The 26187-nt window shown below is 61.7% G+C and carries 18 protein-coding genes and 2 rRNA genes (1 of these 20 cut by a window edge); 11 read left to right on the forward strand and 9 right to left on the reverse strand.

Features of this window, described 5'->3' with window-relative positions; all coding sequences use genetic code 11:
* A 23S ribosomal RNA gene (locus tag OO730_RS11235) occupies positions 1–1634 on the forward strand; it begins 1305 nt to the left of the window's first position.
* Between the two features lie 65 nt (positions 1635–1699).
* A 5S ribosomal RNA gene (gene rrf / locus OO730_RS11240) occupies positions 1700–1814 on the forward strand.
* A 127-nt stretch (positions 1815–1941) separates the two neighbouring features.
* Here rrf and OO730_RS11245 read toward each other — a convergent pair.
* Positions 1942–3072 (reverse strand): aminotransferase class V-fold PLP-dependent enzyme, encoded by a 1131-nt coding sequence (locus OO730_RS11245; RefSeq protein WP_264981558.1) that lies wholly within the window; start codon positions 3070–3072, stop codon positions 1942–1944.
* 9 nt (positions 3073–3081) lie between these two features.
* Entirely contained in the window at positions 3082–3636 is a 555-nt protein-coding gene (locus OO730_RS11250; RefSeq protein WP_264981559.1) for a GNAT family N-acetyltransferase, read from the reverse strand.
* 194 nt (positions 3637–3830) lie between these two features.
* Between OO730_RS11250 and OO730_RS11255 the strand changes: the two genes are divergently transcribed.
* Both OO730_RS11255 and OO730_RS11260 read left to right on the forward strand, forming a co-directional pair.
* Positions 3831–4589 carry a dimethylarginine dimethylaminohydrolase family protein gene (locus OO730_RS11255; protein WP_264981560.1) on the forward strand — a complete coding sequence of 253 codons (759 nt, stop codon included), beginning with the start codon at positions 3831–3833 and terminating at the stop codon, positions 4587–4589.
* A gap of 9 nt (positions 4590–4598) precedes the next feature.
* Positions 4599–5216 carry a class I SAM-dependent methyltransferase gene (locus OO730_RS11260; RefSeq protein ID WP_264981561.1) on the forward strand — a complete coding sequence of 206 codons (618 nt, stop codon included), beginning with the start codon at positions 4599–4601 and terminating at the stop codon, positions 5214–5216.
* Between the two features lie 70 nt (positions 5217–5286).
* On the opposite strand, the gene OO730_RS11265 is transcribed toward OO730_RS11260, so the two are convergent.
* The 3 genes from OO730_RS11265 to OO730_RS11275 form a co-directional block, all read right to left on the reverse strand.
* Positions 5287–7356, reverse strand: coding sequence for an AsmA family protein (locus OO730_RS11265; protein WP_264981562.1), 2070 nt, complete (start codon positions 7354–7356; stop codon positions 5287–5289).
* Positions 7357–7597: 241 nt separating this feature from the next.
* Positions 7598–10705: an aryl-sulfate sulfotransferase gene (locus OO730_RS11270; protein WP_264981563.1), complete on the reverse strand. Its 3108-nt coding sequence runs from the start codon at positions 10703–10705 to the stop codon at positions 7598–7600.
* Between the two features lie 54 nt (positions 10706–10759).
* Positions 10760–11791 (reverse strand): DUF1786 domain-containing protein, encoded by a 1032-nt coding sequence (locus tag OO730_RS11275; RefSeq protein ID WP_264981564.1) that lies wholly within the window; start codon positions 11789–11791, stop codon positions 10760–10762.
* A 114-nt stretch (positions 11792–11905) separates the two neighbouring features.
* Here OO730_RS11275 and OO730_RS11280 point away from each other — a divergent pair, with 114 nt between their 5' ends.
* Complete coding sequence (locus OO730_RS11280) at positions 11906–12730, forward strand: esterase/lipase family protein (RefSeq protein WP_264981565.1); 825 nt, start codon at positions 11906–11908, stop codon at positions 12728–12730.
* A 74-nt stretch (positions 12731–12804) separates the two neighbouring features.
* Here the strand turns inward: OO730_RS11280 and OO730_RS11285 are convergent, their stop codons facing one another.
* Both OO730_RS11285 and OO730_RS11290 read right to left on the reverse strand, forming a co-directional pair.
* On the reverse strand, positions 12805–14388 hold the full coding sequence (locus OO730_RS11285; protein WP_264981566.1) for a response regulator: 1584 nt from the start codon (positions 14386–14388) through the stop codon (positions 12805–12807).
* A 28-nt stretch (positions 14389–14416) separates the two neighbouring features.
* On the reverse strand, positions 14417–14875 hold the full coding sequence (locus OO730_RS11290; RefSeq protein WP_264981567.1) for a chemotaxis protein CheX: 459 nt from the start codon (positions 14873–14875) through the stop codon (positions 14417–14419).
* 231 nt (positions 14876–15106) lie between these two features.
* Here OO730_RS11290 and OO730_RS11295 point away from each other — a divergent pair, with 231 nt between their 5' ends.
* From OO730_RS11295 to OO730_RS11305, 3 genes are all read left to right on the forward strand, one after another.
* On the forward strand, positions 15107–16294 hold the full coding sequence (locus tag OO730_RS11295; RefSeq protein ID WP_264981568.1) for an MFS transporter: 1188 nt from the start codon (positions 15107–15109) through the stop codon (positions 16292–16294).
* Positions 16295–16367: 73 nt separating this feature from the next.
* On the forward strand, positions 16368–17111 hold the full coding sequence (locus OO730_RS11300; RefSeq protein WP_264981569.1) for an N-acyl homoserine lactonase family protein: 744 nt from the start codon (positions 16368–16370) through the stop codon (positions 17109–17111).
* A gap of 81 nt (positions 17112–17192) precedes the next feature.
* The gene (locus tag OO730_RS11305; RefSeq protein WP_264981570.1) at positions 17193–18104 is read left to right on the forward strand and encodes an AEC family transporter; all 912 of its coding nucleotides are present in this window, start codon (positions 17193–17195) and stop codon (positions 18102–18104) included.
* 1078 nt (positions 18105–19182) lie between these two features.
* Here OO730_RS11305 and OO730_RS11310 read toward each other — a convergent pair.
* Positions 19183–19815: a peroxiredoxin gene (locus OO730_RS11310; protein WP_264981571.1), complete on the reverse strand. Its 633-nt coding sequence runs from the start codon at positions 19813–19815 to the stop codon at positions 19183–19185.
* A gap of 194 nt (positions 19816–20009) precedes the next feature.
* On the opposite strand from OO730_RS11310, the gene OO730_RS11315 reads away from it, so the two are divergent.
* The gene (locus OO730_RS11315) at positions 20010–22919 is read left to right on the forward strand and encodes an insulinase family protein (protein WP_264981572.1); all 2910 of its coding nucleotides are present in this window, start codon (positions 20010–20012) and stop codon (positions 22917–22919) included.
* A 12-nt stretch (positions 22920–22931) separates the two neighbouring features.
* Here OO730_RS11315 and OO730_RS11320 read toward each other — a convergent pair whose 3' ends face one another.
* Positions 22932–23660: a UTRA domain-containing protein gene (locus tag OO730_RS11320; protein WP_264981573.1), complete on the reverse strand. Its 729-nt coding sequence runs from the start codon at positions 23658–23660 to the stop codon at positions 22932–22934.
* A gap of 299 nt (positions 23661–23959) precedes the next feature.
* On the opposite strand from OO730_RS11320, the gene OO730_RS11325 reads away from it, so the two are divergent.
* Complete coding sequence (locus OO730_RS11325; protein WP_264981574.1) at positions 23960–25018, forward strand: extracellular solute-binding protein; 1059 nt, start codon at positions 23960–23962, stop codon at positions 25016–25018.
* An 86-nt stretch (positions 25019–25104) separates the two neighbouring features.
* Positions 25105–26187 (forward strand): ABC transporter ATP-binding protein, encoded by a 1083-nt coding sequence (locus OO730_RS11330; protein WP_264981575.1) that lies wholly within the window; start codon positions 25105–25107, stop codon positions 26185–26187.

The raw sequence follows: 26187 nt of genomic DNA on the forward strand, positions 1-26187 counted from the left end.
CGATAAAATAAGTGAGAAACTTATTCGCCGTAAACCTAAGGTTTCCTGGGTAAAGTTAATCTTCCCAGGGTAAGTCGGCCCCTAAGGCGAGGCAGAAATGCGTAGTCGATGGGAAACAGGTTAATATTCCTGTACTTGTACATGTGTGCGAAGGAGGGACGCAGGAGGATAGACGGTCCGGGTGTTGGATATCCCGGTGCAAGCGTGTAGGGTTGATTGGCAGGCAAATCCGCCAATCTATATGCCTGAGACGTGATGCCGAGTCATTAAACTGACGTAAGCCGTTAATTCCATGCTGCCAAGAAAAGCTTCTAAGTTTAGCATGTGCAAACCGTACCGCAAACCAACACAGGTAGGTGGGTCGAGTAGACCAAGGCGCTTGAGAGAACTCTGGTTAAGGAACTCGGCAAAATGACCCCGTAAGTTCGCAAGAAGGGGTGCTCGAGACTGTGAATATTTAACTATATGAGCGGTTTTGAGACGCAGCGAATCGGGGGGGGCGACTGTTTACTAAAAACATAGGTCTCTGCTAAGTCGTAAGACGATGTATAGGGACTGACGCCTGCCCGGTGCCGGAAGGTTAAGAGGTGGGGTTAGACTTCGGTCGAAGCTCTAAATCGAAGCCCCGGTAAACGGCGGCCGTAACTATAACGGTCCTAAGGTAGCGAAATTCCTTGTCGGGTAAGTTCCGACCTGCACGAATGGCGTAACGATCCCCCCACTGTCTCAACCAGAGACTCAGTGAAATTGAATTCCCGGTGAAAATGCCGGGTACCCGCGGAAGGACGGAAAGACCCTGTGCACCTTTACTGCAGCTTGACATTGGTATTTGATTATTCATGTGTAGGATAGGTGGGAGACTTTGAAGCGTGTACGCCAGTATGCGTGGAGTCACCCTTGAAATACCACCCTTGAATACTTAGGTATCTAATCCAATACCGTAATCCGGTTTGGAGACAGTGTCTGGTGGGTAGTTTGACTGGGGCGGTCGCCTCCTAAAATGTAACGGAGGCTTGCAAAGGTTCCCTCAGGCTGATTGGAAACCAGCCGTTGAGTGCAAAGGCATAAGGGAGCTTGACTGTGAGAGAGACATCTCGAGCAGGAACGAAAGTTGGTCTTAGTGATCCGGTGGTTCCGAATGGAAGGGCCATCGCTCATAGGATAAAAGGTACGCCGGGGATAACAGGCTGATCGCGTCCAAGAGTTCACATCGACGACGCGGTTTGGCACCTCGATGTCGGCTCATCACATCCTGGGGCTGAAGCAGGTCCCAAGGGTACGGCTGTTCGCCGTTTAAAGTGGTACGCGAGCTGGGTTTAAAACGTCGTGAGACAGTTTGGTCCCTATCCTCCGTGGGCGTAGGAGAATTGAAGAGGGTCTGCCCCTAGTACGAGAGGACCGGGGTGGACGAACCTATGGTGTTCCTGTTGTCACGCCAGTGGCATTGCAGGGTAGCTAAGTTCGGTAAGGATAACCGCTGAAAGCATCTAAGCGGGAAGCCCGCCTCAAGATAAATTCTCCCTGGACTTCGGTCCCTAAAGATCCCTCGAAGACTACGAGGTTGATAGGCTGGAGGTGTAAGCAGTGTGAGCTGTTCAGCTGACCAGTACTAATAGATCGTGCGACTTATTCTACAATAAAAAGGAATTCTCTCTTCCCCTATTTACTTAAATATTTGAGTAAAAACTCAACACTTTTTCTTGGTGCCCAAGGAGGAGGGGGTACACCCGGTCCCATTCCGAACCCGGTAGTTAAGCCCTCCATCGCCGATGATACTGCATGGTAGCGTGTGGGAAAGTAGGTCGGTGCCAAGGAATATTTCAAAAGCCCTTCAGCATAAGCTGAAGGGCTTTTTTGCGTCTGGATGCCACACACGACCGGGGGAGAGGCGGGGCGGCGAAGCAATCATTGATTACGTCCGAGGCGTTTGGCTCCGCGCCCTTACCCGCAGGCGAGGGCGCTGAAGAGAGCTTTGACGTCGTCTACTGTGAAATCCCCGAAGGTGGCGACCTGGAAGACGTTTTCATCAGCCAGATACGGAGTGTTGTGGTAAATCTCGAAACCCGCATCCTCCAATTGAGACATCATTCCCTGCCAGTCGCAGCCTGATGGTATCTTGAGCGTCGTCACGCAAGGGGAGTCTCCGCCGGAGAATATCTCAAAGCCCGCTTCTTGAGCGTGCCGGAGAACGGCTTTCTTCAGCAGTTGATTGTGCGTGAAGTGCGATTCCAGTCCGTTGGAGAACATGTGTTCCAGAGACTCATGAAGCGTTGCGAGCAATGTTGACGACAAGGTGTTGCGCACTTTACCGGGTGATTGCTGTCCCTGGAGCAGGTCGATCGCGTCGAGCGACACCGGCTGCGATTCGTTCATGCTTCCGGTGTGTCTCTTGTCCCGCATGAAGACGATGGCAACACCGGCCAGGGCGGCCAGGGCTTTACCGCTCGTGGAGGAAACGCAGGAAATGGATTGCCGGGAGTACTCGTGGTGAACATTTCCCAACGCGCTGACAGAGTCGATGCCGACGACCAAATGCAGTTCTTCAGCCAAGGCCGCCAGTTCCTCGAGAGGGTTGACCATTCCGGTGCTTGTCTCGACGGCTGTGAAGAGCAGGCCGTCGGGTGCATGTTTCTCTATCGCCGCACGGACGTTGTCCCGGGTGAGCGCTCCGCCCCATCCCACATCAAGCAGATGGCATTTCACGAAGTGCCTTTTGCATTGCAGATGGAGACGTCGGCCAAATTCACCATTGCTCAATACGAGCGGGCAGCGACATTCCGTCGTCATGAACGAGAGCATCAAGTCATTGGCAAGGGTGCCGCTCCCAGCCGTCACGGCAGGGAGCAGATGCGTTGATCCGAGCAGTTGGCCCAGACGGGACAGGGTTTGGCCGCACAATGCTTCAAATGCGGGGGAGCGGTGCGTTACGGGGCCCCATGCCAGCGACTCTTGGGCGCGCGGAAAGAGCCTGGGCGCAGAGGGGGAAAAGCTCAGTCGTGTTTTTGTGCCGGCGAAAAATGTGTCACGCATGGTCGTGGGAGTGGAATAGCCTGGTTCTGTTTTCTTGGTCATAATACTGTGTCATGAAGGAAGGCGCGTCCTGCCGCGCAGGAAGTCGTCTTTTGTCATGATCATCGGGTAATAAAAGGCCTCGCCGCATCGTACAGCGGGGGCGACGGCCTTGAATCCGATCTTTTCATATGTCGCTTTTTGCTCTTCGATCCCGGAGATGACTATTGTGTCCACTCCCCTTTCCAGCAATGCTTGCGACAGATGCCGCATGAGCCGCCAGGCAACTGTCGTGTGCCTGTACTCGGGGATGATCGCGAGCAGTCGCACCTCGGCTGGGAACACGGATTCCTTGAGGTGGGAAAGAATCCCGGGGTATTTGTCCGCCACAGAGTACGGGGGGCGCCAATGGGCGCAGATCATGCCGATGATCTCACCCTCTCTTTCCGCGACAATGTAGTGGTTCTTATCGTGAAACTTGTCGATGAGCAGCCCGGATTCGGCGGGGGCATGCTGCCCGATCTCATCCGAGAAGATTCGGTGATTCAATGCATGAATCCTCTTGTAATCGGCTTCGGATGTCGCCGGGCGATAAATGATGCCTAGGGTGTCGGATATCTGCTTCATGGTTGACGGGTGGTTATGTTTCCTTATCTGTATGCAGTATCTTAAACAAACGTTTCGAGTAAAGGCGAAAACCGTATACTCCCGTTGGTGTCAATGGTTATGGAGTGAGTCAACAGGAAAAACACTCTTGACGCGATCGGCTGCAAGCGACACTCTTCATCCAACTGACGAGCACAACAAGGAGTCAAACCACCATGTTCACCAAAGCCATAACCCGCCGCCCCGGGCCCGAGGTGGTCGACGGCATCACTTCCCAGAATCTCGGCAAACCGGATTTCGAGCTGGCCCTCAGGCAACACGACGCCTACGTGCAGACGTTGCGCGACCTGGGCCTTGCGGTCACGGTGCTGGACGCCGAGCCGGGGTATCCGGACTGCTGTTTCGTGGAGGACACCGCCGTCGTCTGCCCCGAGGTGGCCGTGCTGACGCCGCTGGGCGCACCGTCCCGGCAGGGGGAGCAGAAGACCATCGCCCCCGAGCTGGCCAAGTACCGGGAGCTGGTCGTCATCGAGCCGCCCGCGCTCATCGAGGGCGGGGACGTGCTGCTGGTGGAGAAGACCTTCTATGTCGGGCTGTCCGATCGGACCAACGAGATGGGTGCCCAGGCCCTGGCCGATGCCGTTTCGCCGCACGGGTACGAGACCGTGGTCATCGCCTGCTGCCCGAGCCTGCACTTCAAGACCGACGTCAACTTCATCGGCAACAACACCATCCTGGTCTCGCCCTGCTGCGACGACATGGAGCAGCTGGCCGGTTTTGACCGCATCGTTGTCGAGGACGACGAGGCCTACGCGCGCAACTGCCTGTATATCAACGGCACGGTCATCGTTCCTGACGGGTTCCCCAATACCCTTGCCAAGGTCCGGGCCACCGGCGTCGAGACCGTGGTCCTGGACATGTCCGAATTCAGGAAACTCGACGGCGGCCTGACCTGCCTGTCGCTGCGGTTCTAGGAGCCCGCCATGTGGAAGCGTTTCTTTTCCCGACAGGCCCGCCGGCCTTCAGGACTGTTCGGACGCTTCGTGTCGCGCGTCATTTTCGACAAGGGCAACCAGCCGCTGAACACCCTGATGCTCGAGGTCATGGCCCCACAGCCGGGCCAGGCCGTTCTCGAGATCGGGTTCGGCTGCGGCAGCGTCATCAAATCCGTTGCCGACGCCGTGGGCGGCGGCAGGGTCGAGGGCATTGATTTCTCCGACGCCATGATGGACGTGGCCCGCAAGCGGAACCGGCATCACATCGAGGCCGGGCGCGTCGTCCTGACGCACGGCGACTTCGATGCGGCGTCGTATGCGCAGTCCGCCTTTGATACGGTCTGCTCGGCCAACACCATCTACTTCTGGCCCGACCCCGCCGCCACCTGCTCGCGCATTCACTCGGTGCTCAAGCCGGGGGGCCGGGTGGTGCTGGCCTTTGTGGACAAGTCCAAGATGGACTCCATGCCGCTCGACATGGATATCTTCCGGCCCATGGCCGCCGGGACGGTCGCCGGGTTGCTGGAAGCTGCCGGTTTCTCGGCCGTCGAGACCCGGTCGGTGCCGGACAATGCGGCCATGCTCTGCGTGGCCGGGCGGAAATAGCACGCCCGTTCATACCGCCCATAAAAAAAGGCCGTCGTCATGACGGCCTTTTTTGTTGCGGTACGGATAGCTACTGGAAGAGCTTCTTGATCGGGTTGGTGGACTTGGTGTCCTTCTTGGTGTCGGTCGTGGTCCCGGACTTGGTGTCCGTGGTCTTGGATTCGCCGCCGAGAATCGTCTTTCTCAGGGAGTCCTCGATGGCCTTGGTGCCCTTCTTGATGGAATCGCCGAACAGGGCCTTGGCCATGGCGGCCAGGTCCAGGCTGATGTCGGGCTGGTTCAGGTCGCCCTTGATGCGAACGGGCAGGGGAAGCCCTTTCAACTCGTCCATGGATTCGCCGTCCTGGCCCTTGAGGGTGCCGACCACGGTGGCCGTGGCCAGGTAATCCGTGTTGTTGCCGGGCAGGTTGGCCCAGCCCTCGCCGGTGAGGCGGAGCAGGGGGGACTTCATGAGCAGGTCCTTGTTGACGATGTGTCCCTCGCGCAGGGTGGCCGAGCCGAGCAGTTCGGCGAAGTCGGTCTTTTGCGGCTCGTCCGGTCCGGCGGGCTTGCCCTTGAGCTTGTTCCAGCCGTCGCGGATCATCTTGGCCACGTTCACGCCGTTGACGGCCCCGTCCATGAAGGAGAAGGACGCGGTGCCGGTGATTGAGCGCTTGATATTGTCGGGGGTCAGGCCGAAGCCGTGCAGGTCGTAGTTGACCACGCCCGCGCCCTCCAGGTGGGCCTTGCCGGTCAGGTCCTTGAGCAGGGGACCGGCCTGGACGCCCTTGAGCTGGCCCTTTTCGGACCATGTGGCCAGCCTGGGATTGGCGTCCAGCTTGCCCTCGGCCTCGTAGACGCCGTCATAGAGCTTGAGGGAGACGGGCTTGGCCGCCAGCACGCCGTTCCCGGCGGTCAGTTCGGCCAGTATCTCGGTGATGATCAGGTTCATGACCTTGAGCCTGCCCACGGTCAGCTTGGCCCCGAGGTCGAGCTCCTTGAGCGCGCTCAGGTCCGGCTCCTGCGCCGGTTCCTGCGCGGCGGGCTCTGCGGGCTGCTCTTCGGTTTGGCCGGATTCGCCTTCCGCCTTGGGCGGCATGTAGCGGTCCGCGTCGATGTCGTCCACGTTGAGGGTCAACCGGATTGCGGGCTTGTCGAAGTTCGTCACCGAGCCCTCGGCCTCGATGGTGGTGGCGTCGAGCATGACGGTCATCTTTTCCAGGGCCACTGAGGTGTCCGTGCCGTTCAGTTTGATGTCGGCGGACACAGCCTCAAGCGCCTCGGGGTCGGCGGTCTGGAGCGGCTCCATGCCGATCTCCCGCATGAGCTGTTTCACGGACATCTCGGCCAGGGCGAGTTCGCCTGAGTAGCTGACCGCTTCCTTGAACCTGGCGAACAGCTTGCCGGTCAGTTCCAGGTTCAGGGCGGCGAGCTTCAGTTCGTCGATGTCGAAGGTCCCGGCGTCCTGGTCCAGGGTGCCGAACCCGGTCAGGGTCGGTCGGGTGTCTATCTTGGGATCGTCGAGTTTGAGGTCCAAGGACAGCTCGAACGGGAACCGTTCGCCGCTGCCGATCTCGCCGACAATGAGATTCAGGTTGTTGATCGTGGTCTTTTTCCCGGCCTGCTGATCGTCGTAGAGGATGTTGGCGTTGGTAATCTCCACGCCTTCAACGGAAAGAGCTTCGAGCTGCTTGCCTCCCTCGGCGTCCTTTTTGTCTACCAGCCTGGAGGCCCTGTTCGTTTCCTCGGGCTCGGCAGGCTTTGCCAGGTCGTCCCAGTTGGTCACGCCTTTCCTGTTCTTTGCTAGGTTGGCGGTCAGCCCGTCGAGCACCACCATGCCGACCTTCACCTCGCCGGTCAGGAGCGGCATGATCTGGATGGACGCCTGGGCCTTGGTGATGCGGAGCATTTCATCGGGGGCGAATCCCTTTGCGTTGCCCAGCGCCATGGAGCCGACGCGCAGCCCCAGCCAGGGGAAGAAATTGAAGCCGATGTCGCCTTCAAAAGTGAGCTCGCGGCCCGTATTGTCCTTCACGGCCTGGGCGATCTGTTCCTTGTAGTCGTTGGGGTCCACCGTAGCCACCAGGATGGCGGCGGCTGCGACGAACAGGACGATGAGAACGCCCACAATGATGAGTAGGGTCTTGATTGCTTTGCCCATGGGATGCTCCTAGAAAATCGTTTTCAGCAGGGTGCCGGTGCCTTCCCCGCCTGTTTCGCGTAAAGAGGTTTCCTTCTTTCCCATAGAGTGAAACATGGCGACCGGGACCGTGTCGGTGGCCATGTCTTGCTTCCGTCGGGTTTTGTCCGGGTTACGTCGTGGATCATAACATGCGGTGCGGGGTGTGCCTAGTGGGGCAATGCGTATTTTACAAAACATTAGCTCCCCGGGGGCGGCGGTTTCAGCGCAGGAGCCTGCGTATGCCGGGATGGTCGGCCGCGAGGCGCGTGGCCCGCGTAAGACGGCCGTCGCCTTTGTGGCTGTATTCCCAGACGGTTCGGCCCTTCCCGTCCACCTCGAACATGCGCGAGCCGGTCCCGTCGCAGATGAGGGTGTTGCCGTTTTCGAGCCGCTGCGCGCCGGAGCCGTGTTCGGCGGATCGGTCGGTGCGGTTCCGGTCGGCGTATTCCCAGACCTGTTTCGCTTCGAGCTGCGTGGATTTGAAGTAGTAGGCGGGCTTGATCTCCATGACCGCCGGGGCGGTGTTGCCGGTGTTGGACAGCAGGATGGTGGCATCTCCCGGCCTCTTGCCGGTAATCCAGACGGCGTTGTGGGGATCGGACAGGGTTTGCCTGCCCGTGCCGCCCCAGGTGGCTGGATTGCCCCATCGGAAGAGCAGGTCCCCGCCGCGATGCATGACGCCGCCTTCGCTTGAGGCCGCCTGGGCCGAGGAGGTGGAGTGGTCGATGATCCAGATTTCGTTCGCGTTGCGCACACTGACCACGATCTGGTCGGCCACCGGGTTGTAGTCGATGGATTCGGCGTGGTGCCAGTCGGGGGTGCGCTGCGGGTTGTGGTTGAGGTCGATGCGGCGGGGCAGCCGGGACGGGCTGGCGTAGTTGGGCGCGTTCCTGTCCGTGTCCTGTACCAGGTGGTCCCAGGAGTGCCACTGCCAGACCACGACGCCCGAGCGCGGTCCGGCCTTGCGGACCTCCACGATGTGTTCGGCCCAGACCTGCCCGTCGGGATGGTTGCGCACGGACCCGCCCGCCGCAGCCAGGTCGGAACCGGTCTTGAGCTCCCAGGCCAGGAGCAGGACGTTGCCGTTGGGCATGGGGGCGATGTCGCTGTGCTGGCGGACGTCCTTGTTCACGTATGCGTATTCCCAGACCACCTGGCCGCGCGGTGAGACCTCCTGAACGATGCCGCCCCTGACGCCCGGCGCGTCGAACGGCGTCTTCAGCTCGCCCTTGTCCGGGGACACGCAGCGCAGCAGGTTGCCGTTGGCCAGGAGGTACGCGGCACCGCTCGACCGGTCCGTGCCGGTCCATTTTTTGATCTCGTTGCCTTCCCTGTCGATGAGATAGGTCTCCCTGCCGCCCACGGGCGCGAACAGGGTGTAGCCGTCCGGGGAAGCGGCAGGGGCAACAATCTGCTTCGGCTGCGGGGCCGGGGTGGCGGCGCGGGGCGCGGGAGCCATGGCCACGGGTGCGGGAGCCTTGGGTTTGGCAGCCTGTGCGGGCGGTGCGGGTCGGGCAACGGGCTGCCGGGGCCGTTTCCCGCCCATGGCGTCGGCCTGGTCAAGTTCGGCCCGGGAGAGGCAGCCGTCGCCGTTGCCGTCCACGCGCCAGAAATGTTGCTGCAGCGGCCCGTCCACCTCGTTGATGGTCAGGCAGCCGTTGCCGTCCATGTCCATGTCTTTCACGGTCTGGTCCGCGCTCTGCGGCTCGACGGCAGGGGGCGCTGGCGGTGCGGGCCGGGTGACTTGGGGCTCGGGCTCCACGGGTACGGCCGCCAAGGTTTCGGGGGCAACCACGGCCACGGCCTCGGGTTCCGGCTCGATTGCGTTTGGTGCGGGGGAGGCGGGCGGTGCCGCAGGCTCGGGCTTGGCCCTTTGAGCGGGTTCGGGCGCGGGAGCTGGGATCGGCTCCGCCATCGGGGCCGCAGCCTGTGCGGGGGCGGCTTCCGGTCGGGGTGCAGGTGAGGCGACGGTCTCGACCGCCGGAGGTGCGGCGGGCTCCGGAGCCGGGGGCGTGACGGGCGCGGTCAGCATCCGGGGGTCCACCGTGGCCACGTAGGCCGGATCGAAATCGGGCAGGCTCCCGGCCTCTTCGTGGCGGGCAACGTCCTTGAGCCGGTGGGGGAGCTTGGTCCCGCGGAAGCGGTGGCCGTCGGTCTTGTAGCCGGTGTTGAGCAGGGTCTCGGACCGGCGGTCCAGGCCGGGGTTGGCCCGGAACACGGATTTGCCCGCATACCCGCCCTGGATCACGGAATCCCGGACGCGGATCTCGGACGGCGGGGCGGAAGAAAACCGGGTGTCCGGGCATTCGCAGAGGTTGTCCCAGACAATGGTCTTGAGCAGCACGGTGACGTTGGCCGGGCCGCCGGACTGGTGGATGGCCGGGCCGGATTTGAGTGCCCGGTTGCCGGTCAGGGTGGAGTAGAAGAGCACGGGTCGGGCCCCGCCGTCGTTGGCCATGCCGCCGCCGGACTCAGCCTCGTTGTTGCGCAGAAGGGTGTTCAGGAGCCGGGGGGCGGCACCGAAGTCGTTGAACATGCCGCCGCCACGGATGTCGGCCACGTTGGAGTCGAACACGCAGGAAACATAGATCGGGGCCGTGCGCAGGCAGTTGGCCGTGCCGCCGCCGTTGCCCAGGGCCGAGTTCTGCCAGAACACGCAGTCCGTGAATCGGGGCGAGGCAGCTGCCGGTGCCGTGGGCGCGTCGGCCGGGGAGGTCATGACGTAGACGCCGCCGCCGATCAGCGCGTGGTTGTCCTGGAACACGCAGTGGCGCACCTCGGGCGCGGCCTGGAAGATGAGCATGCCCGCGCCCATGCCGTGATGGTAGCCGGAGGCCACCTCGGCTGCGGTGAGTGTGCTGCGGCCGGTCCAGCCCGCGTTCGCGCTGTATCCGCCGGAAACGGTGAAGCCGTCCAGCACGCCGGACTGGGTGGCCGTGACCACGTGGTAGACGTTGTCGTCCGGCACGCCCGGCACGCCGATGTCGCCGGACAGGACGGTCGGGTGCTGCTCGACGTCCCGTTTTTTCAGTTCGGTTTCAACGCCGGAGAAGCCGCCGTAGACCTCCACGCCCTGGCGCAGCCGGAAGGTGGCCGTGCGGTCTGCGGTCGCGGTGGGCAGGTAGACGCCGCGGGCAACCCAGATCTGGTCGCCGGGGGCCGCCTGGTCCAGGGCGTCGGTGAGATTCGTCAGCGCGGACGCCCAGGAGGAGCCGTCGCCGGGAGAGCCGGTCCCGTTGACGTACAGGGTGCGGGCATGGGCAGGGCCTGCCAGGAGCAGGAGGACGAGGACGACGGGGACGAGCGGGCAATGGGGTTTCATGACCATATGTAGTAGACGTATGGGCCGGTCCGCGTCAACGGGTCACGAAAATCGGTGAGGTCAGCCCCGCATGGCCACGCCCTTGATCAGGCCGAAACAGCCTGCCAGCATCATGTCCCCGCCCGGGGCCGGGTAGGACACGTCGTACCCTTCGAGCATGGCCCGCTGGGGGCCGAGTACGTAGGTGGGGCGGAACCCCTCCGCCTCCTTTGGCAGGTCGAGACAGAGACAGCCGTGGCCGCGCTCCTCGAAGACCTGCTCGAAGGACAGACAGCCGCAACGGAAGTTTTCCAGGTCCGCCCAGAGCTTGGCCCCGTCCACGCAGCCGGTGTGCTGTTCGTATACGCCGTAGATGCGGCCCTTGTAGAGCAGGAAAGCGATCAGGTGGGAGTTGCCGATGTTGACCAGGGTGACGCCGGTCTCATGGCTGTGCCGCTCGATCTCGTCCACGAAGAGCGCGCCGAGCACGGCGGCGGCCCCGGTGTCGGCCACCACGCCGCCGCCCATGTCCCGCTGCAGGTCGGCCAGCCGGGTCAGCGTGTCGGGCGGGGTGTCGTAGACCAGGGACTCGGGCCGCCCCCCGCCCTCTTCGAGCAGGGATTTCCAGAGATTGAACCGACCGATGCGGTTGGACTTGCCGGGGTGGAACCCGTGGTCCTGGGCGCAGCCCGCGATGGCGTCGGGCCAGGGGAGCTCTGCGGCGTCGAGGAAATTGCGCCACCATTCCTCGTCGAAGTCCGTGAGTCGGACCGGGGTGAACCCGTCCGGACAGTTATCGGTCAGCTCGATGCCCGATTCGGTGACGTTGGCCAGGTCGTCGGCCATGGTGTAGGCCGCCCCCTCGGAGGAGGCCACGGTCAGCCCCGCCTTCTGGTGTGCGCGGATGAAGCGGGTGACGCCGCCGCCCATGTTGCTGCCGTGCAGCCAGATATTCTTCCCCTGCATGCGCAGCGCCTCGATGCGCTTGCCGATCTGCAGGGCCGGGGAGGGGAGCACGAACTTGGGGCAGTTCTCCAGGGTCATGTCGGGCGAGTAGAGCAGCACGTCCTGGGTGCCGCTGCCGATGTCCAGGCACAGGGTGGTTTTTGCCACGGCGGATCTCCTTTTGCGGGTTCGCATGGGCATACACCGGGCCGTGAGCGAGGGCAACCGGTCCCTTTTGGGGCGCGGGTTGACACCGGCCTCCCCTGTCGTCATGGTGCGATCATGCTGTTTTTCATCCTCAGCCTGTTCTTCTGGGCCGTCTTCGTGCTGGCCGTTCTCCGCTACACGGCCTTTTTCCTGTCCAACCATTTGGCCGGGGAGCTCGGGGAGATACGGGAAAAGGCCGGGCCCCTGTTCCTTCCGGTCCTGCGCGGGGTGGTCACGGCCATGCTGGCCGACGCGGTGGCCCTGGCAAGCTCCCTGTTCCTGCTCCTGCCCGAGGACGATCCGGACACGCCCGGGGTGCCGGTGGTCATGGTCCACGGGTTGTACCACAACCGGACCGCCTGGCTGATCATGAAGCGGCGGTTGAGGAAAGCCGGGTACACCAACCTGCACACCTACCAGTACAACAGCTTTACCCGCGACTTCGAACCCGCCGTGCACGGCCTGCTGCGCAAGCTGGACTCCCTGCCCGGCGGCCGCGACGCCGGGGTCGTTCTCATGGGCCACAGCCTGGGCGGCCTGGTCTCCCGTTGTGTGGCTGGGAACCCGCAGTACCGGGACCGCATCAAGGGGCTGATCACCCTGGGGTCCCCCCACCACGGCAGCGACCTGGCCCGGCTCGGCGGCAACCGCATGGCCCGCGATCTCATCCCGGGCCGCCACATCTCCCGGGCGGTTGACCGCATGCCCGACCCGCATTGCCCGCGCCTGGGCATCTTTACCCTGACCGACGATTACGTCTTCCCCCTGTCCATGCTCAGGACGGGCCGGGAGGGTTGGCAGGAAAAGATATGTTCCCCCATGGCCCATGTCTGGATGCTCTATTCCCGCGAGATATCCGCGATGGTCGTCGATTTCCTGAAAGAGAACGTCGAGCCCTAGCCCCGGAAAGCGGCGTCAGCGAAATCCTCCCGCAGGACCGGCCAAAGAAAAAGGCCCCTTGCGGGGCCCTTTTGTCAGCGAGTAATCTCGTTGATTTTCATCTTGAGTTCGTCCGGCTTGAAGGGCTTGGTGATGAAAGCGGTGACGCCCGCCTTGGAAGCCAGGTCCTGTTGGGACATCTCGGACTCGGTGGTGACCATGATGATGGGGGTGTCTTCCATGCCCGGAGTGCTCCGGATCTTGGCCACCAATTCCATGCCGTCCATGACGGGCATGTTCATGTCCGTGACGATGACCTCGAACTCCTCGCCCTCTTCGATGAAATCGTAGGCCTCCTCGCCGTTGACGGCGATGAAGGGCTCGAAGCCGAGGTCCGTGAGGATGGCCCGGTGCATGGCGCACATGGACCGGGAGTCGTCCGCGGCCAGGGCCTTGCGCGAGCCGGTGGAGACCTGGGGCAACCGCTTGAGGTCGCGCTTGCTGCGCTCGTCGTCGATATCGACCAGGACTGCGCGGAATTCTTCCAGGATATGCGGGTCCTTGGATTTGGCCAGGACTTCGATCAGGGCGTCCCCGGCCTCCGGGTTCTCATACAGGGCGTCGAATATGGCGGTGGCCTTGGAGGCGATGATGGCCTTGACCAGTCTTGCGGACTGGTCGTCGCCCTCGGCAATGAGCTTGGTCAGGGTGGCGATCATGCCGGGATTGACGTGATTCCCCAGCCCGCCGATGACGGCCATGAGAATCAGCTCCTCGGTCTCGGACAGCCCGTCCACCAGGCAGATGATGCCCTTCATGGTGCCGATGCGGCCCAGGGCCTCGTACACGGCGTAACGGACGTTCTCGTTCGCGGCCAGCCCCTTGTCCAGGGCGGCCACCAGCCCGTCCGCGCCGGAACGGTGGCCGATGAAGCCGAGCACGTTGGCGGTCAGGATCTTGTCGTCCGTGTTGCCCGTTTCAAAGGATCCCAGCAGCATGGGGACGCATTGCGTGCCGATGGACACCAGGGCGTCGGTGATGATGCGCCTGACCGTGGGGTTCTTGTGGTGGAGTTTCGCCACCAGGAAGCCGATGGTGTCGTCCGAGCGGAACCCGGCCAGGGTGTCGACGGCCTTCCAGGTGGTGATGTCGCAGACCTCGAAGCGGTCCGGAGCCTCGCTCTCTTCGATCATGGCCTTGAACCGGCCGATGGATTCGGTGTCCGAAAGTTTGCCCAGGGCCTCGATGCAGGCGGACTGGATGAAGGCGTCCTCGTGGTCCAGGAATTTCCTGAATACGGGCAGGGCCTGTGGATCGGCGATGCGGGCCAGGGAGGTTATGATCTCCATGAGCCGGTCGGGGTCCTGTTCCTTTTCGGTCATGGAGGCGAGGGAAGGCACCGCGTTTTTGAGAGCGTATTCGCCGGCCACGCGGATGCACAGGATGTTGAAGCCCTCGTGGTCGTCGGTCAGCCCCTGGATGACGATGTCTTCGTTGTTGGACAGGACGGCATTGAGGGCGTTGACCACCATGTAGTCTATGGAGGTGTCCCCGACCGGCTCCTTGAGCAGGGCCATCAACCCCGGCAGGGCTTCAGGGTCCTTGCTTCCGGATATCTCGTTCAGGATCGTTATCTGGTCGAGGAATTCCTTGTTGCGAAAATCGTCAAGCATTGCCATGGTTTCTCCATGCGTTAAAAGCAGCTTCCTATTCGAAACAAAATTCGATGGTGAACTCCCCGTCCGGAGTGGTGAAGGGGATTGCCATGATCGGATTTTTGGCGATGTGGGAAATGGTGTGACCGTCCCCCATGACCACGGTGGGCGTGGAGCCTTCGAACACGAGTCCCTTTTCCGCCAGTCCGGCGCGGGCCTGGCCGGAGATCATGTTGGTCAGTTCGCCGACGGCGTCGCTGACGTCCTGCATGATGTCGTCGATTTCGTCGCCCAGCATATTCTTGACGATGGCCACCGCACATCCTTTGGAAAAGGAAAGGGATACGCTGCCGTTCTGCTCGCCGGTGATGCCGACCATGCCGGAGACGTCACCCGCCGCCACGTTGTTTTTCTTGATATAGGGCTTTCCGACGTTCGGTTTTATAAAGGCCATGGTGGATAAAACGTCAACAGCCGCTTTGATGAAGGGCTTCGCCAATTCGACATCCATGCTGGTTCTCCTTGAATGCGTGATTGAATGTTTATTGCCATCCAACGGTCCGGTGCCGGGAATTAGAAAAGCATGATTTCTGATTCAGGACCTGATTGCAGTATGCTCCATTATTTGAAATATCTAACGGCTTAGAAACAGGTGGTCAAGCCGTGTATAATATTAATAACGCTCCTTTGACAAAATTTACCTTGCCCGCAGTTTGACCCCGTCGTAGTGCCTACTGACATCATGAGCAGGACTGACAGGACACCGGCTTCGGCCCCTTTCGCCACGGCGCTCCCCGCCGTGATGCTCGTTGCGGCCATCTTTTTCCTCAATTTCATCTCCCGCGTGATCCTCGCACCGCTCATGCCCGTGGTGCAGGCGGATCTCGGGTTCACCCACGCCGGGGCAGGGTACCTCTTCCTGTCCATCGCCCTGGGCAACGGCACCGGTCTGCTGTTGAGCGGGTTCGTGTCCAGGGCCTGGAATCACCGCCGCACAGTGGGGCTGTCCGCCATTGCCGTGGGCGGCCTCGCCCTGATCACACCCCTGGCCGACAGTTATCAGACCCTGATCGCGGCCGTGTTCGGCCTGGGCGTAGGGGCCGGGCTCTACCTGCCGTCCGGCATCGCCGCCATAACCTCCCTGGTGCGCAAGGAGGACTGGGGCAAGGCCCTGGCCGTCCACGAATTGGCCCCGAATCTTTCATTCGTCTCGGCCCCGCTCCTGGCCGAGGCCGCCCTGTTCTTTTTCGACTGGCGGACAGCCCTGACTCTGATCGGCGGCGTCCAGATATGCCTTGGCCTCTGGTTCCTCAAGGCGGGGCGGGGCGGCGACTTCCCCGGCCTGGTGCCGACGCCGGCCATGGCGGCCCGCATCGTGCGGCGGCCCGTGTTCTGGCTGCTGGTCCTGTTCTTTTCCCTGGCCATAGGGGCCAACGTGGGGCCGTACTCCATGCTGCCGCTGTATCTGGTGGACGCGCACGGATTCTCCCGTCCCGAGGCCAACCAGCTTCTGTCGTATTCGCGCATAGCGGCCTGCTTCGTGCCGTTTGCCGCCGGGTGGATAACGGATAAATGGGGCGCTCGCCTGGCCATCCTGCTCGGCCTCTGCCTGACCGGCGCCAGCCTGGTCGCCCTGGGGTTGGCGTCGGGGCGGTTCCTCGTGGCCATGGCCCTGGTGGAGCCCGTGTGCAGCGTCATCCTCTTTGCCCCGGCCTTCACCATGCTCTCCATGTCCTTCGACCCGGCGGAGCGCAGCGTGGCCGTGGCCCTGATCGGGCCGTGCAACGCCGTGCTCGGCATGGGCCTGGTGCCCACCTTTCTGGGCCTGATGGGCGACGCGGGCCGGTTCGATACCGGTTTTCTCGTCCTCGGCGCGGTCATGGCGTCCGCCGCACTGCTGCTGCCCCTGGCGCCCGGCGGAAAGGCCTGATTTTGTTCACCGCACTTGACTTCCCCGGGGTCCGTTCCTACGTTTCCCCTGACAGTCAACAACAGGATACGCCATGAAATACACAGTGCATCCCATCTGCATGGGAACCAAGGTTTTCGACAAGGGCATGATGACCTACCAGCAGGGATACGGCACGCCTTACACCATCCCCATCTACACCTGGTACATCGAGGGCGGCGACAAGAAGATTCTCGTGGACACCGGCGAGATGCAGCCCATCGTATCCGAGGAGCGGGAAAAGGCCATCGGCGGCAAGATCTACACCTTCGAGGAAGGGCTGGCCAAGTACGGCCTGACCCCCGAGGACATCGACATCGTCATCCACACCCACCTGCACAACGACCATTGCGAGAACGACTACAAGTGCGTCAACGCCAAGGTATACGTGCACGAGCAGGAACTGGAGTCCGTCTACAACCCGCACCCGCTGGATTTCCGCTACCTCGAGGACTACGTGGACGACATCAGGGACAACGGCCAGATCGTGGCCGTGAACCAGGACACCGAGGTGGTTCCCGGCATCACCATGATCCACACCCCGGCCCACACCCCGGGCGGCATGTCCGTGAAGGTGGAGACCGACAAGGGAAGCGTCCTCATCTGCGGCTTCTGCACCATCCTGGAAAACCTTGACCCCCCGAAGGAGGTCCGGGCCATGGAGATGGAGGTCATCCCGCCGGGCACCAACACCGGCCCCTACGAGGCCTACGACATCCTGGTCAAGGCCAAGACCCTGGCCGATCACGTCCTCCCGCTCCACGAACCCAAGTGGGCGTCCATGGACACCGTGCCCTAATTTAATGATCTGAAAGGGGCGCTTCAAGGGAAGCGCCCCTTTTTCTTGCCTTTTCGTCGGGGGTGGGAGTACCTTTTCCCCATGTCTCCGGTCATCCTCGCCATCATCCCCATCTTCGGGCTCATCCTGCTCGGATTCGTGCTGCGCCGGTTGGAGTTTCCGGGCCGGGACTTCTGGCCCGTGTCCGAGCGGCTGACCTATTACGTGCTCTTCCCGGCCCTGCTGGTCAGCGGCATGTCGGGCCGCAGTTTCGACGGCTCGGCCCTGGGGTTGGCCCTGACCCTGGCGGCGGCCATCTGCCTGGTGGGCGCGTTCCTGATGCTCGCAAAAAACATGTTCCGCATGGACGGACCGGTCTTCACCTCGGTCTTCCAGGGCGCGATCCGGCCCAACACCTACGTGGGGTTGTCCGCCTCGGCGGCCCTGCTCGGCCCGGACTGGATGACCCTGTCCGCCGTGGCCCTGCTGACCCTGGTGCCGCTGGTCAACGTGCTCTGCGTGCTGGTCCTGTCCAAGCACGGCAAGCACGGCGGCGGCCTTTCCAGGGTGGGACTGGAGCTGGTCAAGAACCCGCTCATCCTGGCCTGCGCCGTGGGCATGCTCCTCAACGTCACGGGCACGGCCCTGCCCGGCCTGCTCAACGATCTGCTGGTCATCCTGGGCAAGGCGGCCCTGCCCATGGGCCTTCTGGCCGTGGGAGCGGGGTTGCGCATGGAGGGGTTGGGCGAGCGCGCCATGCCCGTGGGGTTGGCCTCCCTGGCCCATCTGGTGGCCCTGCCGCTGGCCGCCTACGGCTGCGCCCAACTGTTCGGCGTGAGCGGGTACGCCCGGGACGCGGCCCTGATCTACACGGCCATCCCCGTGTCCGTGTCTGCATTCATCCTGGCCCGCCAGATGGGCGGCGACCACCGCGTCATGGCGCTGATCATCACGGTTGAGACCGCTTTGTCCGCCGTGACCATGCCGGTTGTTTTGGGAGTGCTTGGCAGTTAGATTGAGGGTGATGGGGCTGTTTTTTTGGTGGGGCAGGCTCCATATCCGCCTTTGGCGGGTATGATCGCTTGATTTTTTAGAGAGTGCGCGCATTCGCGTTTTACGGCACTCGTCATCCTTACTTTGTGTTCCGCTTTTACAGCGGCTGACTTTTTGATTCGGGCCGTCCGTGGCCCTCACCCCTCCGGGGTCGCGCCTTTCAGGCGCGCTCCAAATCCGCTGTCCTGCGGATTTGTGGCTGGCGCACCAAAAAGTAAGCAAAAAGTGCGCTTTGCGAGCTTGGCCGCCCCCAGATCGCGGCGAGAATCCGATGCGCTCGGGACGGCTCCCATCCGTGGGGGATGACAGGCGCTGCCTCCCAACGAGGCCGATGTCCCTGGCGATGCAACCGTATCCCCTTTTGGGAGCCGCCGCCCCTCGCTGTCGGCTTCTAGGCCGCGATCAAGGGCTGGAGCGTCCCACGGACTTGGAGGGCGAGGGACAATAGAGGGTGCGCTTAGGTGGAATGGTCCTTGGCGCGGTAGGGTGTGCGGGAACGAGAGCCGCTGCCGGATCGCTTCGCTCTCCGGTGATGCTCTATTAGGAATGGAAGAAACTGGTGTTCGCCTATGCCGATCTCACCGCGACAGTTCCAAATCTACACACGAAGACCGGCAATTGATGGCTGGGCTTAGAGCCTGTTGGGGGCGACACAGCGCGGCCCGTCGACCTTGCCGCAGGCAAGTTTGCAGACGGGCAGCGAAGTCGCCTACAGGCTCTTGGGCCCGCCATCACGAGCTGGCGCAAAAGCGCGTTTTTTCCCCTATTTTTGGGGCGCCAGCCAAAAATAGGGCCGCCGAGGGGCGGAACACAAGGTAAGGATAACGAATGCCGTACAACGCGAATGCGCGCATTCTCCAAAAAATCAGGCGATCAAACACGCAAGGCGGGTTTGGAGCCTGCCAGAAAAATCATCGACCCCCACAACACCATGACCGCCGCCGCAGACCGCCCGTGACCAAAAAGGAGCGCCCCTCCCGGACCGTCCGGGAGGGGCGCTTATGCAACAGGATGTACGAGAGTGTGAGATCGTACTCCGTTAGTCGTTCAATGCTTCGTAGACGTTGCCCACGAGTTTTTCACTGGGGGTCAGGGTCTTTTCGCCGGGAGTCCATTTGGCCGGGCAGGCCTCGTTGGGATGCTCGCGCAGGTAGACGTTGGCCTCCATCTTGCGGAACAGCTCGTCCGCGTTGCGGCCCACGTTGTGGAAATTGATCTCGCTGGAGACCAGCACGCCGTCGGGGCTGATGATGAACGTGCCGCGGTCGGCCAGGCCGGTCTCGAAGTCCCAGACGTCGAAGAAGCGGGACACCTCGCCGGAGGAGTCGGCACCCATCTTGTATTTGACGTCGGCCAGGAGCCGTTCGTCGGTCTTCCAGGCCATGTGGGTGAATTTGGTGTCCGTGGACACGGAGACGACCTCGGCACCCAAGCCTTTGAGGGCTTCGTACCTGCTGCCCAGGTCGGCCAGTTCGGTGGGGCAGACAAAGGTGAAGTCCGCCGGGTAGAAGAACAGGATGACCCATTTGCCTTCCTTGCGCAGCGCGCCCAGGTCCACCTCGGTGAAGCCGCCCTCGGTGGGGTCGAAGGCCTCCAGTTTGAATTCCGGGACAGGCTGGCCGATTTTGGCGAATTCCGGGAAAATTTCTTCGTGTTCGTGTTCGCAGCTCATACTAATATCCTTTATGTTTTGATGTGTTACTTATAAGTTTAGGAATGATTCGCGTTCTCAACAAGCTAAGGAAGGCAACGGGAGGAGTCAAGGGTTTTTTTGAAAAAATCCCTCCTTTGCCCCGGAAGCGAGGTCGTGTATGGTTTTCTTCCGCCGTATGGCGCGGCAAAAGCGAACAATAAATGAGGAAATAAATGACCCACGGATTCACCAAGGTACGGGAAATGGAAATAGCGGAGATGGCCACCAGGGCAGTGATCTACCGCCACGACAAGACCGGGGCGCGCGTCCTGTCCATGATCAACGACGACGAGAACAAGGTGTTCGGCATCTCCTTCCGCACGCCGCCCGAGGACTCCACGGGCGTGGCCCATATCCTGGAACACTCGGTGCTCTGCGGGTCGGACAGGTATCCGGTCAAGGAGCCGTTCGTGGAGCTGCTCAAGGGGTCGCTCCAGACCTTCCTGAACGCTCTGACCTTCCCGGACAAGACCTGCTATCCCGTGGCCTCGGCCAACGTGCAGGACTTCTACAACCTGGTGGACGTCTACCTGGACGCGGTCTTCCACCCCCGGCTCACCGAGAACACCCTCAAGCAGGAGGGGTGGCACTACGAGCTGGCAGCGCCGGACGCGCCCCTGACTTACAAGGGCGTGGTCTTCAACGAGATGAAGGGCGCGTACTCCTCGCCCGATTCGCTCCTGTACGAGCACTCCCAGCAGTCGCTGTTCCCGGACACCACCTACGGCATCGACTCGGGCGGCGACCCGGCGGTCATCCCGGACCTGACCTTTGAACAGTTCATGGCCTTTCACCGCGACCACTACCATCCGTCCAACGGGTATGCCTATTTCTACGGCGACGACGACCCGGACAAGCGGCTGGAAATCCTGGACAGGGTTTTCTCCGAGTACGAGCCCATCGACGTCGCGGCCACCCGGGTGCCGCTCCAGGAGCGGTTCACCGAGGCCCGGTCCGTGCGCAAGGGCTACCCGGCATCCGACCGGCTGGCCAAGGGCATGTTCACGGTCAACTGGCTGCTGGCCGAGACCGCCGACGCCAATCTCAATCTCGCCCTGCACGTGCTGGAGCACATCCTCGTCGGCCTGCCCAGCTCGCCGCTCAAGAAGGCGCTCATGGACTCCGGCCTGGGCGACGACCTGGCAGGGGTGGGGCTCGAGGCGGACATGCGCCAGATGTTCTTCTCCGTGGGCCTCAAGGGCATGCACCCGGCCAACGCCGTGAAGGCCGAGTCCGTCATCTTCCACGCCATCAAGGAGCTGGTGGACAACGGCATCGACGCTCGCGACATCGAGGCCGCCATCAATTCCGTGGAGTTTTCCCTGCGCGAGAACAACACCGGTTCGTACCCGCGCGGCCTGTCCCTCATGTTCCAGGCCCTGTCCACCTGGCTCTATGACGACGGGGAAACCGAGGGCGATCCTTTGGCGCTCCTGCCGTTCGAGCAGCCGCTTGGCAACATCAAGGCGTGGATCGCCAACGGCGACAAGATTTTCGAGGAGCTGCTGGCCCGTCTGTTCCTGCACAACCCGCACCGGACCACGGTCCTGCTCGAGCCGGACCACAAGATGGCCCGGCGCATGGCCAAGGAGGAAACCGACCGGCTGGCCTCGGCCAAGGCGGCCATGACCCCCGAACAGGTCCAGGCGGTCATGACCGAGGCCGAGGAACTGAACCGGCTCCAGGGCGAGCCCGATTCGGTGGAGGCGCTGAATTCCATCCCGCGTTTGGCCCTCGGGGACCTGCCTGCGGAGAACAGGGTCATCCCCTCGGAGATGCGCGCCGTTGCCGGTTGCGACCTGCTGTTCCACGACCTGCCCACCAACGGCATCGCCTATCTCGATCTGGGCTTCGACCTGTCGGTCGTCCCGGACGAGCTGTTGCCCTACATGGGCGTGTTCGGCCGCGCCCTGGTGGAGTCCGGCACGTCCGAGCGCGATTATGTGGACCTGTCCCAGTTGATCGCCTGCACCTCGGGCGGCATCTGGGCCACGCCGTTTGCCGCGCCCGTCCTCGGCTCCGATGAAGCGGCCTCGCGCCTGTTCGTGCGCGCCAAGTCCACGGGCGACAAGGTCGCCGCCACCCTCGACATAGTGGGCGAAATCCTGACTTCGGCCACCCTGGACAACAAGGAGCGGTTGTCGCGGATCGTATCCGAGGCCCGCGCCCGGACCGAGCAGCGCCTGGTGCCGTCCGGCCACATGGTGGTCGCCACCCGGCTGCGCGCCCGGTCCCATGCCGCCAACGCCATGGAAGAGGCCATGTCCGGCCTGACCAACCTGCTGTTCCTGCGCGATCTGGAAAAACGCATCGAAGACGACTTCCGTTCCGTGGCCAAGGACATGGAGCGCATCCGCTCCCTGCTTCTGGGCCGGAATCATCTCATCCTCAACGCCACCATGGACGCGGACATGTTCGCGGCCATGGAGTCCGACCTCGCCTCCCTGATCAACCGGCTGCCCGAGTCCGACTCCGGGCCGGTCAAGCGCACGGTGCCCGCCTTCCCCGCCCGCGAGGGTCTCGCCATCCCGGCCCAGGTCAACTACGTGGGCAAGGGGTGCAACGTGGCCGAGCACGGGTTCGCCTTCACCGGCGCGGCCCTGGCCGTGAACAAGCTCATCCGCACCGGCTACCTGTGGGAAAAGGTGCGCGTGCAGGGCGGGGCCTACGGCGCGTTCTGCCTCATGGACCGCGTGGCCGGGACCCTGTCCTTCGTGTCCTACCGCGATCCCAACGTGGCCGACACCGTGGCCGCCTTCGACAACGTGGCCGACTACCTCGCCGACCTCGACCTCAACAATGACGAGCTGGAAAAGTCCGTCATCGGCGCCATCGGCGAGATGGACGCCTATCAGCTGCCCGACGCCAAGGGCTATACCGCCCTCATGCGCCACATCACCGGCCAGAGCGACGAATACCTCCAGACCGTGCGCGACCAGGCCCTGGCCGCCACGCCCAAGGATTTCCGCGACCTGGCCGAGGCTGTGCGCATCAACGCGAAACACGGCGATATCGTCGTGCTCGGCGATTCCCTGGCCATGGAGAACGCAGGGCTGGACCTGGAGATCGAGCAGGTGCTGTAGGGAAGCTTGTCTCTAGCGGGGGGTGTCGAAAGCGCTTCGCAATTCGATGGAATCCGCACGCCAGTATTCGAAATCCACCTCGACCACCTGACCGGTCTGGGAGGTCTTGACGCGGCGGAAGAATACGCCGGGGTAATGGGCGGGAAGGTCAAGCAGCCCCGCCGTTCGTTCAGCCATGTTGATGGGCCGGATGAGGAGGGACTTCTGATACAGGTGTATGGCGTGGTCTTCCCTGAGAACGTCGGTCATCGGTCGGTCGATGATCTTGGGCAGGAAGCCGGGGCAGATTTCCGCAAGAAAGAAATACTCCGAATAATAAACCGGCTGCCCGTCCAGGCTGCCCGTCTCATGGACTTGGAAGAGCGGCGTCCCTTCCTTGACGTCGAACAGTTCCTGTAGTTCCCCGGTGGCTATGGCGGGGCCGCTTTCTATTACCTGCCAGGCCGGTTCAAAACCCTGCTGCCGGGCCTGCCTGTCGAAGTTCACATGCTCCTTGCTCGGGTCAAAGACGAGCCTCTGGCCGCTGGTGAACCACCCCTTGCGACCGGCGCGGTAGATTCTTCCTTCCCGCTCCAGGATTGCCAGAGCATGCCGGGCGGTATTTCGGTTGACGGCAAACAGTTCGGTCAGCTCCCGCTCCGTGGGCAATTTGTCATGGGGCTTCAGCGCTCCGATGCGAAGCTGCTCCAATATATGGCGTTTGACCTTAAGGTATTGGGGTGACTTCTTTTTTTCTTCCATGGTTTTATTGGTTATATTTTTTTTATCCGTTGATCAATAGGTCTGTCCCGTTGCCCCTTTCTTGTGGTATTGTCACGGTAGCGTCATGAACTCTCTGTTTGCCTTGCGTAAATAGAGGGTATTGGGTTAACCCAATGCGGTGGATTCTGTGTGCGATTCGACACGCAATTGATCCACACATGGGCGCCTGATGATGTTCTGGTTGTGCGTCCGTCGGTTTTGCCGGGGGCATACGCCGTGCAAATGTTGACCTGTGGTATAAGAATCTTTGTATGTTTACCGTTGTAGGGAGTGTGATCATGAAAAAGATTGTAGTACTTGTGTTGCTGGCCGTGTTTGCGTTTGCTGGAAACGTCCATGCCGAAACCTTGAAACTGCTGACCTGGAAGGGGTATGCGCCCCAGAAGCTGATCGATACCTTTGAAAAGGAAACCGGCATCAAAGTCGAAGTGACCTTTTCCAACAACGAGGAGATGATCGCCAAGCTGCGCGCGACCCGTGGGGCCGGTTTTGATCTGGCCCAGCCTTCTCAGGATCGTATCTCTTCCGTTCAGGAAAAGTACAAGCTGTACCAGGCCGTCGACTATTCCAAGATTGATGCATCGTTGTTCATCCCGTCCATGCTGAACGCCGTGAAGAAGAACACCCTGGTGGGCGGCGAGTCCTTTGCCGTTCCCTTCTGCTGGGGCACCTCCGGCCTGATCGTGAACAGCGACAAGGCCGCCGAGGTCGACTCCTTCAAGGCTCTCATCGACCCCAAGTACAAGGGCCGCGTGAGTTACCGCCTGAAGAGGCCGACCCTGATCGCCATGGGCTTCGCTCTCGGTTACGACCCCTTCGCGCTGTATGACAAGCCCGAGGAATATCAGGCCATGCTCGACAAGATCGCCGAGACCCTGATCGACGCCAAACCCGTTGTGAAGAACTACTGGGCCAACGGCGACTCCCTGCTCGAATCCATGCGCTCCGAAGAAGTCTTCGTGGCCATGGCCTGGGATGCCGGCGGATGGAAGCTTTACGGCGACAACAAGGCCATTGACTTCAAGGCCCCCAAGGAAGGCGCTCTCGGTTGGATCGACACCTTCGCCATTCCGGCCAAGGCCAAGAACGTCGACGCCGCCTACAAGTGGATCAACTTCATCATGAAGCCGGAAAATGCCGGTTACTTCTCCTCCCAGGAAAAGTACGCCACCGCTTCCAACGGCGCATTGAAGTACACCGACGAAGCCGTTGCCGCCAACTTTGCCCGCTCCTTCCCCCAGGCGACCATCGACAACATCAAGTGGTATCCGCCTGTTCCGGCCAAGCTGGAAAGCATGGAAGGCAAGGTACTGGATAAAATCAAGGCTGCCCAATAGCCTGACTGCACTGTTGCCTGTATATATCAAGGCGAGGGGCCGCAAAAGGCTTCTCGCCTTGTTCAATCCTCAACCAACCAAGAGCCATGAACAACGACCTGTCTATTCGCAATATGGTGAAACGGTTCGGTGACTTCACAGCCGTTGACGATGTCACGTTTGATGTTCCCGAGGGATCGTTTTTTTCAATCCTGGGCCCCTCGGGATGCGGCAAGACCACCTTGTTGCGGATGATAGCCGGTTTCGAGGAACCGACGTCGGGGGATATCGAGATCCGCGGTCAGAATATGTTGGGTGTGCCTCCCAACCTGCGGCCGGTGAATCTTGTCTTTCAGCACCTTGCCCTGTTCCCCATGATGAACGTGGCGGAAAACATCGGTTTCGGCTTGAAGCGGCGCGGCATGGGCAATAAGGAGATCAGGAGCAGGACCGAGGCGATTCTGGAAAGAGTCGACCTGCCGGACTTCGGCGAGAAGCAGATCAACCAGCTTTCCGGCGGGCAGAAGCAGCGTGTGGCCATAGCCCGGTGTCTGGTGTTGGAGCCGTCCGTACTCTTGCTCGATGAACCGCTGGGGGCTTTGGACCTCAAGCTTCGCGAACAGATGAAGGTGGAACTCAAGAAGCTCCAGACCACGGTGGGCACGACATTCGTTTACATCACCCACGACCAGTCCGAGGCGTTGGTCATGTCGGACCAGGTGGCCGTGATGAACCACGGCCGCTTTGAACAGTTGGGGACTCCCCAGGAGTTGTACGGTCAGCCCGAAACCCCGTTTGTGGCTCAATTCGTCGGCGACAACAACATATGGCACGGAACGGTCTCGCAAAGCTTGGAGGGTCTCGTCCTGATCACCACGGACGAAGGGTATTCTTTTCAGACCAAAACGAACGCACCGCTCAAGGACGGCGTCAAGGCGGACCTTTTCCTGCGCCCCGAGGCCATGATTATCGAGCCGAAGAATACGGTCGGGCTGAACATTTTCAGTGTGATCGTGAAAAGCATTTTGTTCGACGGCGCCAACAGCCGGTTGCTGACCACGACCAAGGAAGATCACGAGCTCATCGTCACCCTGCCGCAGAACCGCAAGTTCGATTACATAGAGCCCGGCAACGAGATTTCGGTCGGCTGGCACCCGGAATCCGGCATCTGTTTTGCGTCGGAGGACTAA

This window comes from Pseudodesulfovibrio portus (assembly GCF_026000375.1).
GTDB lineage: Bacteria > Desulfobacterota > Desulfovibrionia > Desulfovibrionales > Desulfovibrionaceae > Pseudodesulfovibrio > Pseudodesulfovibrio portus.

What these genes read in the sequence shown, in the direction of transcription:
- OO730_RS11305 (WP_264981570.1), top strand. Translation starts at nt 17,193, where the DNA reads ATGTCTCCGGTCATCCTCGCCATCATCCCCATCTTCGGGCTCATCCTG.
- OO730_RS11300 (WP_264981569.1), top strand. Translation starts at nt 16,368, where the DNA reads ATGAAATACACAGTGCATCCCATCTGCATGGGAACCAAGGTTTTCGAC.
- OO730_RS11255 (WP_264981560.1), top strand. Translation starts at nt 3,831, where the DNA reads ATGTTCACCAAAGCCATAACCCGCCGCCCCGGGCCCGAGGTGGTCGAC.
- OO730_RS11290 (WP_264981567.1), bottom strand. Translation starts at nt 14,875, where the DNA reads ATGGATGTCGAATTGGCGAAGCCCTTCATCAAAGCGGCTGTTGACGTT.
- OO730_RS11245 (WP_264981558.1), bottom strand. Translation starts at nt 3,072, where the DNA reads ATGACCAAGAAAACAGAACCAGGCTATTCCACTCCCACGACCATGCGT.
- OO730_RS11315 (WP_264981572.1), top strand. Translation starts at nt 20,010, where the DNA reads ATGACCCACGGATTCACCAAGGTACGGGAAATGGAAATAGCGGAGATG.
- OO730_RS11295 (WP_264981568.1), top strand. Translation starts at nt 15,107, where the DNA reads ATGAGCAGGACTGACAGGACACCGGCTTCGGCCCCTTTCGCCACGGCG.
- OO730_RS11310 (WP_264981571.1), bottom strand. Translation starts at nt 19,815, where the DNA reads ATGAGCTGCGAACACGAACACGAAGAAATTTTCCCGGAATTCGCCAAA.
- OO730_RS11250 (WP_264981559.1), bottom strand. Translation starts at nt 3,636, where the DNA reads ATGAAGCAGATATCCGACACCCTAGGCATCATTTATCGCCCGGCGACA.
- OO730_RS11330 (WP_264981575.1), top strand. Translation starts at nt 25,105, where the DNA reads ATGAACAACGACCTGTCTATTCGCAATATGGTGAAACGGTTCGGTGAC.
- OO730_RS11280 (WP_264981565.1), top strand. Translation starts at nt 11,906, where the DNA reads ATGCTGTTTTTCATCCTCAGCCTGTTCTTCTGGGCCGTCTTCGTGCTG.
- OO730_RS11320 (WP_264981573.1), bottom strand. Translation starts at nt 23,660, where the DNA reads ATGGAAGAAAAAAAGAAGTCACCCCAATACCTTAAGGTCAAACGCCAT.
- OO730_RS11260 (WP_264981561.1), top strand. Translation starts at nt 4,599, where the DNA reads ATGTGGAAGCGTTTCTTTTCCCGACAGGCCCGCCGGCCTTCAGGACTG.
- OO730_RS11270 (WP_264981563.1), bottom strand. Translation starts at nt 10,705, where the DNA reads ATGGTCATGAAACCCCATTGCCCGCTCGTCCCCGTCGTCCTCGTCCTC.
- OO730_RS11285 (WP_264981566.1), bottom strand. Translation starts at nt 14,388, where the DNA reads ATGGCAATGCTTGACGATTTTCGCAACAAGGAATTCCTCGACCAGATA.
- OO730_RS11325 (WP_264981574.1), top strand. Translation starts at nt 23,960, where the DNA reads ATGAAAAAGATTGTAGTACTTGTGTTGCTGGCCGTGTTTGCGTTTGCT.
- OO730_RS11265 (WP_264981562.1), bottom strand. Translation starts at nt 7,356, where the DNA reads ATGGGCAAAGCAATCAAGACCCTACTCATCATTGTGGGCGTTCTCATC.